Here is a 12,638-nt window from a genome sequence, read left to right on the forward strand (position 1 = left end):
ATTTACTTAAATCAAGCCCGACTTTTGCAATAGCCGCTGCACGAGCGCCGCGACCTCGGCCCTTGTTACGGCTTCCTTCGGCGCAAGCTTCGCGTCGCCGCGTCCCGTTGCGATGCCGGCCGTCACGCTCGCCGCAACGCCTTCCTGCGCCCATGCTGATACTGCAGCCGCATCCTTGAACGGGCGCAGCGCAGCGTCGGCCGACGGAATCGAAAGCTTGCCTTGCAATCCGGTAATCGTCAAGGCTTTGGAGACGATGACCATGGCCTGCTCCCGGGTGAGCTTGTCGTTCGGCCGGAACGTGCCGTCCGCAAAACCGTCGATCAAGCCATAGGCGCTTGCCGTGGCGATCGCGGCGCCGTGCCAATCCCCGGCCGCCACGTCGGAGAATGAGGAATCGCCGCTCTCCGGCTTCAGTCCGAGCCCGCGTACGACGATCGCCGCAAATTCCGCGCGAGTCACTTCGCGGTCCGGGCTGAACAGCCCGCCGCCGGTACCCTCGACGACCATCCGGGAGCCCATGTCTTCCACCGCGTCCTTGGCCCAATGATTCATCGTATCGGTAAATGCCATCTCATGCGACACGACCGCATACGTGCTGTTGGTCAAACTGTTGATCTTGGCATAATAGCGGCCGTCGATGACGACGACTTGCGTCGGCACATGGCGTGTCGTGCCATCCTGATCAATAACGACCCCCGTCGTAATCTTACTCGCATCCACGCCGTCCGGAATCGCGATCGTCCGCTCGATATAGGCGTTGAACCGGGTCACCTCTACCGATTCCGTGCCATAGCTTGCGCGAACCGTGAAGCTGACCGGCGGCACGGCAAGCGTGAACTCGCCGTTTGCGGCCGCCCTCTGCGCCGCGGCTATCGTGTCCGCAGACGGTTCGGCAATCTCGATCTGCACCTGGATGTCTTCGAGCTTCAACGCTTGCCCCAGCTTCCCGGACAGGGCGTCGATGTTGAATTCCTTCGCCGGAATCGTATAGCTCGCGTTGTCTGTCCGGAGAACGAGCGTAGCCGATGCATTCTCCATGTTTTTGACCAGCTGTCCGGTCAATTGCCCGATCTTCTGCGACGACTCTCCTGCAACCGGTATCGTCACGACCGCATGGCTGCCTTCCGCATCCAGCTTCGCTTGCAGCCTGGCCGCATCCACGGTGACGGTCGTCGTCTTCACGCCACCGGTTTCGGCGGTTTTCGCCTTGCCCAGCTTCTCCACTTTGCCATTGACCAGAACCTCTACCTCATCGGTCGGGACCGGGTTCGAAGGGACATCAATCGGCGGAACGTACCCATCGTCCTCCTTCACGACGACAGCCGTCGTCTGGCCGAAGCGAACGACAGCGCCCGCCGCGTCGATTTCCGCAACGCCGACTTTATCGCCGTTCGCTGCTGCGATCAGCCCGTTAGCCGGCAGGTCTGAATACTCGGACAGGTTCAGCGCGTCGCCCACATTCGGTACGTTCACACTGCCGCTGCCAAAGTTATAGTACACCAGCTTGTTCACCGACATTGGCTCCGGCGTTACCGTTAGCCGCGTCTTGCCGTCGTTCTCCGCGCCGCTCGGGTCGTTCGACACGACCGTCAGCCCCGCTGCCGGAACCGGTCCGGGTCCTTCGGATTCGTCCGATGCCACGGCCGTCGTCTGGCCGAAGCGTACGACGGCGCCCGCTGCGTCGATTTCCGCAACGCCGACATTATCGCCGTTTGCCGCCGCGATCAGGCCGTCCTCCGGCAGGTCCGCGTACTCAGACAGGTTCAGCGTTTCGCCTACATTCGGAACGGTCACATTACCGCTTCCGAAGTTGTAATACACCAGCTTGTTCACCGATTCTGGCTCTGGCGTCACTGCCAGCCGCGTCTTGCCATCGTTCTCCGCACCGCTCGGATCGCTCGAAACGACCGTCAGCCCGGACGCCGGAACCGGACCCGGCCCTTCCGTCTCATCCGTCGAGACGGCGATTCCCTGGCCGAAGTGAACCACGTTTTCCGTTGCCGCATCGATCTCCACGACTCCGATATGATCGCCGTTCGCCGCCGCAATCAGCCCACTCTCTGGAAGCTCTGCGTATTCGGCCAGGTCCAGCGCCTCGCCCACGACAGGCACTGTCACATCGCCGCTGCCGAAGTTGCGGTACACGAGCTTGTGGCCCGGTGCCGGAGCCGGAGTCACGGTCAGCTTCGTCTTGCCGTTGTTGGCCGCGCCGCTCGGATCGCTCGCGTCGACCTTCAGACCGCTGATGGTAATCTCCAGCGTGCCCTCGCTCCCGCTGACGGCATAATCGATTCCGTCGAATTTGCCGACATAGCCGGAGTATACCGCCTTAAGGGTATGGACGCCTTCCGAAAAGTCGCCGACCTTAAAGGAAAACGTACTGTACGCGCCCATTATCGTCCCTAGCTGCACGTCTTTTTTCTGCAAAACGCCGTCGATGTAAAAGGACTGCGTGCCGCCATAACTCTGCGATCCGATCCCGGAAGAGGAAGGGGCGCCCGTTACGTAAGACAGGTAGTAGCCGTCGATCTGCCCGAATGTTATATTTTTTAAGCCGCTGATCGTTGTCGTCGAAGGCGTGCCGCCGAAGGAAAGCTTCGCGCTCTTGTTCCCCGCCTTGTCTACCGCCTCGACTTCATACACGGCATTTGCCGGCGGATTGCTTACAATAGTGGTCGTTTCGTACACCTGGGTGGCCGTCCCGTTGACATACAAATTATAATAGGCCACGCCGCTGCCCGTGCCATCGACCGCGCCGTCCCACGATAGATTGACATTGCCGCCATTCTCGCTCGGCGTGATCGAAGCGCCATTCTCCCAAGCCGGCGGCGTGTTGTCGACCAACACCTCGGGATAGAAGACGCTCGTCCGGCGGCCGTCTTGATCCACCAGGTAATAGCCGTCGTCCAACCGCTTCTTTCCTTCGATCGCTCCCGTCGTGTCAACCGTGACCGGTATCGGCGCGCTCTCGCCAGGACCGAACGTGCCGACATTTTCATCATCCGCCGCCCGATAGACCGTAGCCGTCTGGCCGTAAACGACATAACCGGAGTTCGCATTAACCGTCAGCTCGTGCGAATGCGAGATCTGATCCGATACGGCGCTCGGATCCACGTCGAGCTTGAGGTCCATGCCGCCGTACAGCTGCGGATAACCGTCCGCCTGCATGAACCAGTAGTGTTCGAAATCCCACTTTTTGTTCGATTCCTGTGCAGATGTGAAGGTTGCCTTTTCCTGCAACTCGAATGTGCTGCGACCGATGCCGTACTGCGCAGCGTCGGATTCGCCCGCGTCCGGCACGCCGGACGTGCTCGTGTCCCAATAGGACGCGACCACCGTCGATGTCGATTGAAAATTATCGCCGATCAAACCGTGGGTCAGGCCAGTCGTTACGATATTTCCGGCTGAATAATTGTGCAGAATCTTGTCTTCGCCCGAGAAGCCGAGCAACCCGCCGACCACGGAGCCGGTTACGTCGCCGGTGGCGTAATTCATCTGAATATCGTTTCCGTTCGATGCGCCGATGAGACCGCCGACGTTACTGCCGCCAAGCGATGTGACGGCTCCCGTCGCATAGCTCCTTGTCACCCTCGTACCGGTGGCGCTGCCGATCAGGCCGCCCATTCCTTCGCCGCTTCCGACTGACGCCGCGGACGAGGAATTGTACACTTGGGTCTTGTCGGACAATCCGACGAGTCCTCCAACGCTTCGAGCACCTGTCACGACACCCGCACCCATTTGATTGTAGGCGAAAATAGCATAAAAGGAATTGGCAGCTTCCGCGTACCCGACCAAGCCGCCTACGTTTCTATTCCCCGTCACGTTTCCTGTCGCCTTGATTAAAGACACCCACACTTGTTTGTTGCTGTTCGTCTGCGCGATCGCTCCCGCCAGCAAACCTACATTATTTTTTCCGACGACGCCTGACGCCGGATCCGTCTCGATCGTCAAATTATACACGGCACCGTTGGTAATCTGGGAGAACAGGCCGATATTGTCCTCCGTCGGCCGATCGATCGACAGGCCAGAGATCGTATGGCCGTTGCCGTCAAACGTACCGGTGAAGCCGTTATCGGAATTAAAGCCGATCGGCGTCCACGCTTCCGTCAGCGCGATATCGTTCTTCAAAATATAATAGCCGCTTAGCGGATAATTGCTTGAACCGATGAGACCCAGGTTAAACGAATTCGTGACCTTCCAGGGACTTTCGGCCGTGCCTTGTCCGCTCATGCCGCTATCGGCATAAGCGCTCCCGCCTGCGGAGGAAAACAGAGACAAGACCAGCGCCAGGCTGGAGAGGAACGCAAGCCATCTCCTGTCACGCCAAGCTTTACTCCATCGCGCGCCGTGTTGTTTATTCACGTCGTACCCACCTTTATCCAATAGTATCCAATCCTTGCTCAGCTTATCTGACGGCACCTTAAAGAAACCTTAAAAATCGACATTTTTCTAAATCGGCCGCAAATAAAAAACAGGCTTTACCGTTCCAAGGAACGGAAGCCTGTTCGTTTAGAGTAATCCTTCATTTGCTTATCGCGTGCTTCAAGCCGATCGATCCGGGATGCGCACCGTGATGGTCGTGCCGCGTCCTAGCTCGCTCGCAAGCTCCAGCGCAACCCCGTATTCGTAATTCAGACGCTTGTTGATATTCAGCAAACCGACGCCCTGGGTTTCCTTCGCATCGGCGCGATCAAGCAGCTTCTTCAATTGTTCGGGCGCGATGCCGACGCCGTCGTCGGTCACGACCAGCTGCCATTGTCCGTTCGACAAGGCCGCCGTCAGCTTGACCGTGCCACCCTCGATCCGGCTGCCGATGCCGTGCCGTATCGCATTCTCGACCAACGGCTGCACCAGCAGCGGCGGCAATCGGAGCGCATACGCTTCTGCTGCGATGTCGTAGTCGAAGCGGATCCGATCCTTGAACCTGGCCTGCTCGATATCGACATACGTCCGAATCAGCTGAAACTCCTCCGCAAAGGCGATCCGTCCCTCCGCGTTGCTGAAGCGGAAGCTGCCGCGCAAGTAATCGGAGAGGTCGACGATCATCTTGCGCGAGCGGTCGGCGTCGGTATAGCTGGATGCCGCGATGCTGTTCAGTACGTTGTGCAAAAAATGCGGCTTGATCTGCGATTGCAAAAAAGCGACCTCCAGATAGACCGCCCGGCCAAGCGACTCCTTCATCGCAAGCAGGCTGCCGATTCTGGCCTTCAGCTCTTCCAGGTCGAACGGCTTCGGCAAGTAATCGTTGGCCCCGGCCTGGAAGGCGGCCACCTTCTCCTGCGGCTGGATGGCCGCCGTCACCATCAGAACCGGCAGCTCCAGCAGCGTATAACGCTTGCGGATCTGCTGGCACACCTCGTAGCCCGACAGGCCCGGCATCATCAGATCGAGAATGACGAGGTCGATCCGGCCCGGCCGGTCGATCTCCGCCAGCGCCTCGTACCCGTTTTGGACCGCGATCACCTGGTAATGGAGAGGCTGAAGCGCGTCCAGCAGCACCTTGAGGTTCACGTGTTGATCGTCGACGACGAGCACCGTTCGCTCGCCGTCCGGATTCGAGTAATGCGGCGTCGCAAAGGAATATTCGGCTGCCAGGGGCTCTGACAGGCGGTTCGACAGGGACGATGAGGACGCATGAGACGATGAAGACTGCGCCGCGTCAAGACTTCGGGCCGCGATCGGGAGCGTGAAGGTAAACGTCGAGCCGACGCCGGGCGAAGAAGCGACCATCAGCGTGCCGCTCTGCAGCTCGACCAGCTGCTTCGCGATCGACAGCCCCAAGCCGAAGCTGCGGCTCTGCGTGGACTCGAGCGATCTGAACGGCTCGAAAATGAACGGAAGATCCTGCGGCTCAATTCCTTTTCCCGTATCCTGCACCGCAATTTCCAGTCTGCCGCCGCGCTCCGCTCCGGTCACGACAACGCTGCCGCTCTCGGTATGCTTGATCGCGTTATCCAGCAAGTTGCCGATGACCTGGCTCAAACGACTCTCATCGGCCAGCGCGAGCGGCAAGTCCGCAGGAACGCGATTGTCCAGCGCGATGCTCCGGCCCATGCACAGGTAGGAATAGAACTGTACCTGCACCTCAGCGACCGAGCGGACGTCGATCGGCGCCGGCGAGATCCCGAGCTCGCCGCGCTTCAGCTTGGACAGGTCCAAAATGTCGTAGACGAGCTGCGAGAGCCGCTTCGTAATATCCGTAATTAACTGAAGCTTATCCCGCTGATCGGCGGTCGGCGGAGATGCGGCATTATCCAGCATCGACTGAGAGATATTCATCACGCCGTGCAGCGGCGTCTTGAATTCATGCGAGGTACGGGCCAGAAAGTCGTCCTTCATCTTGTCCGCTTGCAGCAGCTGACCGGACAGCTCTTCGATTTTGCGAAAAGCGTTCGAGAATCGGAGCGACATGAGCAGGGCGAGCATCAGCAGCACCAGGAAAGGCTCGACCGGCGGGAACGCATAGATCGGCACGCCAAAATAAAAATTCATATTCAGGCTTAGCGCCATCACGTTCAAGGCCAAGGCGGCCACCGCCAGATACCGGCTGCCGGCCACGCGGTGCAGTGCGGCCAATATGAACACGTAGGTAGCGTAGAGCAAAGCGAAGGTTGCGAATAGAGACGTCAGCGGACGAGTCAGCCCTCCCGATAGCTGAGGCCCGAAGCCGGCATTCAGTACGCCCAGTACCGCTCCGATGGCCACGCTGCACCGAACGAGCCATTTAAAGCAATAGGGCCGAAACGCCGTATTTAAATAAAGGAAAAATCCAAGTCCCACGCCGATCGCCGAAGTTAGCTGGATGCGATAATAAAGCCGGAACGGGAGCCAGCCGGCTGCATGGAGCAGCACCCGCTCGCCGCTGACGCTAATAAACAGCGCGATGCAAAGACAGACGATGCCAAATACGGCAAGCGAGAAATCGTTCCTGCGCTGCGTGTATAGACCGAAAAAATACAGCCCCATGATCAGAAAAACGCTGACCGAAATCCAGTCGTGCGCGGTCGCCCGATCGCGAAGCTCGGTAATCTGGCCGGCCTTGCCCAGCCGAATCGACTCGACGATCCCGCTGTTGGCGCGAAAATCGTAGTTGGCCACTTGGAGCAAAATTTCGTTCCAGCCCGGCTGCAGCGTAAAGTAGCTGACATACGGCCGATTAAACGCCTCGTATTGCCGCGCCTCCGCCGGATTTCCGCTCGAGCCGACGACCTGGCCATTGACGATGAGACGATTGGACACCGGGATCGACGCCGTTTTTAAACCGTATACCTCGCCCGGATCGCGGACCTGGACGCGCAATCGATAGGTGGCCATGCCGAGCGTATCCATCTGCTTCGACCAGGATCCGGGCACCTGCGTTACTGCGGGCGTCAGCGGCTCTCCGCCTGCGGCGAAGTCCCGTCCGGTCAGAAGCTTGCCGGGATACAGCTCCCACTGGCCGTCCAGCGGAATGACGCCGTCCTCCTCGAACCGCCATGCGCTGAGGTCCATATACCCGTTAACTGCTGCAGTTGCCGGCTTCTGAAGCCGGGAGGAGAAGGTCAACAACAGACTGAAGGTCGCGATTAACAAAATGAGCGTGATCAGCGCCGCCGCGGCTTTTTTCCTCATCGGACGCCCCTGAAGGCTTCGTCCGTCGTCTGGCGGATCAGCTGAAGCGTCTCCTCCTCCAGCTCGGCAGCCAGTTGGATCCGCACCGCCTGCTCGAGCTGGCGGCCGACGCGATGGGCCTCATGTCGATCGCCCGCCTCCAGATGCAGCCGCATCAGCTCTCGTCCATCCAGCTCGGACTCGGGGGCGAGCGCCAGTATGCGCTGCAGGCTGTCCGCCGCCAGTTCAGCACGGCCCTGCCCCCGGAACGACGAGTGCCAGCCGCGAAGGGCGCGGATGTACGAGGCTCTGATCTCGAGCTGCCTGGGCACGGCCCAGCCGAAATCGCAAGCCTCCATGTATTCGCCTTGGTACAGCTGGTTCATCCGGTCGTATGCGCTTACGTCTTGAGCCGGCGCTAGGGCGGTCAGACATCGCTCGAAGTCCGCGACATCGACTGTCACGCCTTCCAGCTCGGCCATGAAGCCTTGATCGAACTTGTGGATGCGGATCGGTACGCGATGCTCCGTCAAGGTTTTCCGCAAATAGGACAGGCATGTGTACAAATACGTCTTCGCCTTGTTCAGATCGTAGCCCGGCCACAGCGCTTCGATGATCGCCGCCGCATTCGCGGACTTCCCTTCGTGATGGACGAGGTACGCGCAAAGCTCCTTTTCCTTTTTCGTCTTCCAGGACACGCCGCCCTTGCCGGCTTCCGACGCTTGGATCTGGAACCCGCCCAAGCATTGGACGACAGGCGTGGGGCTCGGCTCGGCGCTCCCGCTCCGGTTCGCTTGGGAAGTTAGTTGCGGCAATGATTGCCGGATGCGCGTCACCGCGTTCTGCAACCGGTCTATCGTAAACGGCTTCAGCAAATAATCGGTCGATTGGATCTCGAACGCTTCGACCGCGTACTCCGAATAGGCCGTCGTGAAAATGATAGGCATCGTAGGCATCGTCTGCCGGATCCTTCTGGCCGCTTCCGTCCCCAGGATGCCCGGCATCTGATTGTCGAGGAACACCGCATCCACGGCTGAACCTTCCAACGCATCGAGCGCCTGAACCGGATTCATGTATCTGCCGGCGATCTCGACATCCCCCAACTGCCTGAGCAGGATCTCCAGCAAATCCAGGGCATCTTCTTCATCGTCAATAAGCATCACGCGAATCATGCGGACTTGTCTCCCTATTTCCATTTCGCCAAAATTTGACTCTTTTCTTGCCTTTCGACAGCGAGGGGGCGGTTCCCTTCTTGAGTCGCGGAACTCACTTCCGAAATTAAACGCTAAAATACGCACACCCGCATTCGCCACCAGTTAGCCGGTTTTTCCGGCTATCTCCGACTCGCGCGCCCGCGCTAGTTCAGATGACCGCTGCGATTTGACCTTGATGATGACGGTCGTGATCGTTAAACTCATGGATGATATAGAGCAGCGAATAGGGCGTACCGGTGTGCGGGCAAGTCTCGATGCCGTTTACCGTTACGTATTTTGCCGCAACTTCGGGCTCCTCCAACAAACGTTCGACCAACGCATGGCGCGTTTGCTTGAATTCGTCGAGCAGGCGATCTTTGGCCACGCCCGACCGGGCGTACGCATACGCGATCCGGTTAAACGCATCGAACGCCGGAAACGTCACCCCTTCGCCGCGCTTAATCGCGGGAATGACCGTATCGATCAGGTACTGATCCCAATGCTGCAAATGCGCGATAATCTCCGCTACGGTCGCTTTCCCCTCGGCAACAGGCCCCGTCCATACCCGTTCATCGATCCTCCGCAAAGAATCCGTCCAGTCCGTGAATTGCTTAAAAAGAACGATCGTATCGGCGCCCAAGCTGATCACAGCGACACGCCCTCCCCATTATTTTTATAGTTTAATAACCATGCGATCAACGCGGCGTTACTGAACGTTTCTGCGATTACTTTGTTCGCGTCATGTCGCAATCCGGTATAGTAGGTAGCCTGAACCGGCGTGCCGATGGACGTCAATGCTTGGACCATTGCTTTGGTCTCGGACACAGGAACCCTATTGTCATCCTCGCAGTGAAACGTCCAGATCGGAACCTCCTTGAACAGCGCCGCTCGACTCGGGTCGAACCAGCCGGACATCGGTACATAGGCGGCAAACGGCCGCGGCGACCTGGAAGCGTAATCCCAGACCCCATGTCCGCCCATGCTGAATCCGGCTGCGTATATCCGATTCGCGTCGACACGATAGTTCCTTTGAATGTCGCCAACCAACGCGACGGTCCATTCATATTCCTTCGTCCAATCCGAGTCGGCCGGACATTGCGGAGAGACGACGATAAACGGGAAATGTTGTTGGTTTTCTGCGAACCAGGCAAGCCCATACCCGTCCAAAAGTTCAATATCTCTGCCTCGCCTGTTCATGCCGTGAAGAAATAAGATCATCGGATAGTCCGCTTCGGTCGAGGAATAGTCATGGGGGAGAAATAACTGATAGTTAGCGACCGTGTTTTGAGGCGAATCGGCTTGGCGACTATGACTGCTTACAGGCATCTCGTCCACTCCTTTTAACACAAGTTTTTCGTAAATATAATTTCTAAAGGCTCCCGCTCAAGCAGCAAGCAACCCGAATCCCGATAGCCGGACTTTCTATAGAAATGCTGCGCCTCTTCGTTAGATAAAGTAGACGTCATCGCCAGCTTAAAGCCCCTTTGCTTCATCTCCTCTTCCCAGAAGCGTATAGCTGTCCTTCCGAATCCTTTGCCGCGATAGGATTCATCGATCCAGATCATATTCATGAACGGCGTGTTGTCCCAAAAGTATCCATAGCGCATCCAGCCGATCGTGTCATCATTGTCCGATTTAAATAGATATATTTCATTTTGGCATATTTTCTGCGCAATTAAGTTTTCCAACACATGTTGATCATGTTCCCTTAAGTATTCATAGTCGGCTTCAGTCGCGTAAATAATTCTCAAAAGTCCCCCTCCAAACGAACCGTTCATCGGTATAATCATAATACGCATCCGAAAATTCTAGCATCGCATTCCGGGAGGTAGTACGTGAGCTACAAGGCGATTCTCTTTGATCTCGACAATACGTTGTTAAACTACTCGATGAGCGAGCTCAAATCCATGCAGAACACCGTAGAGAAGCATGGGCTCATTCATAAAGCGACTTTTTCTTGGAACACTTTCTGGGCGCTTTTCAGCGACGTCAACTTCCGTTATTGGAACGAGCGACTGGTATCCAACTATACGATTTATCAAGTTCTCGAATACTCGTTCCGGGATACGCTCCAAGGTCTTGCGTTGGATCACTCGGAAGCGAGACTCCTCTCTACGTTATACTGGGAAACGTTTTGCCGCGCTTGCGATTTCGAGGAGCATGCCATGGAGATCTTGACTCACTTGCACGGCAGGCACAAGCTGGCCATCATCTCCAACGGCATCGGCGAAGCGCAGCGAAGCAGGCTTGCGGCGGGCGGGATGAATCACTTTTTCGATGCCCTGATTATTTCAGATGAAGTAGGGTATTGGAAGCCCGACAAAAAAATATTCGACGAAGCGCTCCGGCAATTAAGCATTGACCGCAGCGAGGCATTGTTCGTCGGCGATTCGTTGCGGGACGATTACGTTGGAGCCGTCAACGCCGGCATCGACTTCTGCTATTACAATCGAGCGGGCCTACCGATCGATGCGGATGTTCGCCCGAAGTATGTCGTTCATAGCTTGATGAATGTGGCTAGCTTGCTGGGAAATTAATCATGGCGTTTATCTGGCCAAACGAATGGCCAGCATAGCGGTTCGTCGCTACAATGGCGAAACCGCGAACGGCAAGTGGTATCGAAAGCTTTATTGCTCTTGGGACATTTGCGATTATCGATTCTACCGGACGAAGCAGCAGGCGATTCTGGAGTGGGAGACCGCACGTTCGGCTTGGAAGCGTCGTTGGAGCCGAGCAGATTGGATCAACGATTGGGAGAGAACTTACCACAGAAAGTAAGAAGAAACGCTGGTCAGGGAAGCCCGACGCTTCTTCTATGTTAGGCGAAAAAATTCTCTAGCGGTCTCCGTCGTGGCCTTCGCCACTTCTTCGGCCGGCTTGCCGATGCAACGCGCCACGGCTTGCAGGATGTGCGGCAGGAACTTGGGCTCGTTCCTTCCCTCCGCCGGTTTCTCCTGCAGATCTCGAGGCGTCAAGAACGGCGCATCCGTCTCCACCATCAGGCGGTTCAGCGGAATGTTCCGCACGAGATCCCGCAGCGGTTTGCCCCTTCGCTCGTCGCAGATCCAGCCCGTAATCCCGATGTAGAAGCCCAACTCCAGATAGGCCTTCAGCTCCGCATAGGTTCCGGTGAAGCAATGAACGACCGCTTTTGGCGCGCCATGCTCCTTCAGGATGGATATGAAGTCCTGATGCGCCTCCCGATCATGCAGAAAAAGCGGCATATCGAGTTCGATCGCAAGCTTGATCTGCTCGCCGAACCACCGGCGCTGCACGTCCCGCGGCGAGAAATCCCGGTTGTAGTCCAGCCCGCACTCCCCGATCGCGACGACTTGCGGCTGGGCAGCCAACTCCCTAAGCTTCCGGATCGTGTCCGGGCTGCAGCTCTTGGCATCATGAGGATGCACCCCCGCCGTCGCATAGAGCTTGCCCGGATATTGCCCGGCGTAACGTGCCGCTTCTTGACTGCTTCTAAGACTGGTTCCTGTAATGACAAGCGGCGTGACGCCGCTCGCAATCGCCTTCTCGACGACCGCCTCACGATCATGGTTAAACGAGCGGTGCATCAGGTTGATGCCAATATCGACAATTGGATTGGAATAACTCATCTCTTTCTATTCTCCTCTTCCGCGTATGGCTGATAGACTGATAGACTGGTAGACTGGTAGACTGGTATGCCTATTTTAGAAAATATTGGTCCACAAGTACAGCGTTCAGAGCAAGATGAGTTGACGTAGGTCCATACTTGGCAGGGGCACGGCTCCTCCGAGCTGGATGTGTTGACGTAGGTCCATACTTGGCGGGTGCACGGAGCCACTGAGCTAGATGTGTTGACGTAGATCCATACTTGGC

The 12,638-nt window shown here is 57.3% G+C and carries 8 protein-coding genes; 1 reads left to right on the forward strand and 7 read right to left on the reverse strand.

The window, feature by feature from the left end:
• Positions 1 to 6 precede the first annotated feature (6 nt).
• The 6 genes from KB449_RS36580 to KB449_RS23640 all read right to left on the reverse strand — a co-directional run bounded on the left by KB449_RS36580 (position 7) and on the right by KB449_RS23640 (position 10,537).
• A complete protein-coding gene (locus KB449_RS36580) occupies positions 7 to 4,365 on the reverse strand; it encodes an S-layer homology domain-containing protein (protein WP_282910699.1) in 4,359 nt (1,452 codons plus the stop codon).
• Between the two features lie 180 nt (positions 4,366 to 4,545).
• On the reverse strand, positions 4,546 to 7,614 hold the full coding sequence (locus tag KB449_RS23620; protein WP_282910700.1) for an ATP-binding protein: 3,069 nt from the start codon (positions 7,612 to 7,614) through the stop codon (positions 4,546 to 4,548).
• Entirely contained in the window at positions 7,611 to 8,765 is a 1,155-nt protein-coding gene (locus tag KB449_RS23625) for a response regulator (RefSeq protein ID WP_282910701.1), read from the reverse strand. The genes KB449_RS23620 and KB449_RS23625 overlap by 4 nt, the downstream gene beginning before the upstream one ends.
• 190 nt (positions 8,766 to 8,955) lie before the next feature.
• On the reverse strand, positions 8,956 to 9,435 hold the full coding sequence (locus KB449_RS23630; RefSeq protein WP_282910702.1) for a DinB family protein: 480 nt from the start codon (positions 9,433 to 9,435) through the stop codon (positions 8,956 to 8,958).
• Positions 9,432 to 10,112, reverse strand: coding sequence for a carboxylesterase family protein (locus tag KB449_RS23635; protein ID WP_282910703.1), 681 nt, complete (start codon positions 10,110 to 10,112; stop codon positions 9,432 to 9,434). Before KB449_RS23635 ends, KB449_RS23630 begins: the two co-directional genes overlap by 4 nt.
• A gap of 14 nt (positions 10,113 to 10,126) precedes the next feature.
• On the reverse strand, positions 10,127 to 10,537 hold the full coding sequence (locus KB449_RS23640) for a GNAT family N-acetyltransferase (RefSeq protein WP_282910704.1): 411 nt from the start codon (positions 10,535 to 10,537) through the stop codon (positions 10,127 to 10,129).
• An 84-nt stretch (positions 10,538 to 10,621) separates the two neighbouring features.
• Here KB449_RS23640 and KB449_RS23645 point away from each other — a divergent pair, with 84 nt between their 5' ends.
• Complete coding sequence (locus tag KB449_RS23645; RefSeq protein WP_282910705.1) at positions 10,622 to 11,323, forward strand: HAD family hydrolase; 702 nt, start codon at positions 10,622 to 10,624, stop codon at positions 11,321 to 11,323.
• 276 nt (positions 11,324 to 11,599) lie between these two features.
• On the opposite strand, the gene KB449_RS23650 is transcribed toward KB449_RS23645, so the two are convergent.
• Positions 11,600 to 12,394 carry a TatD family hydrolase gene (locus tag KB449_RS23650; RefSeq protein WP_282910706.1) on the reverse strand — a complete coding sequence of 265 codons (795 nt, stop codon included), beginning with the start codon at positions 12,392 to 12,394 and terminating at the stop codon, positions 11,600 to 11,602.
• Positions 12,395 to 12,638 lie beyond the last annotated feature (244 nt).

Source organism: Cohnella hashimotonis (assembly GCF_030014955.1).
Lineage (GTDB): Bacteria > Bacillota > Bacilli > Paenibacillales > Paenibacillaceae > Cohnella > Cohnella hashimotonis.

What these genes read in the sequence shown, in the direction of transcription:
- KB449_RS23635 (WP_282910703.1), bottom strand. Translation starts at nt 10,112, where the DNA reads ATGCCTGTAAGCAGTCATAGTCGCCAAGCCGATTCGCCTCAAAACACG.
- KB449_RS23620 (WP_282910700.1), bottom strand. Translation starts at nt 7,614, where the DNA reads ATGAGGAAAAAAGCCGCGGCGGCGCTGATCACGCTCATTTTGTTAATC.
- KB449_RS23625 (WP_282910701.1), bottom strand. Translation starts at nt 8,765, where the DNA reads ATGATTCGCGTGATGCTTATTGACGATGAAGAAGATGCCCTGGATTTG.
- KB449_RS23650 (WP_282910706.1), bottom strand. Translation starts at nt 12,394, where the DNA reads ATGAGTTATTCCAATCCAATTGTCGATATTGGCATCAACCTGATGCAC.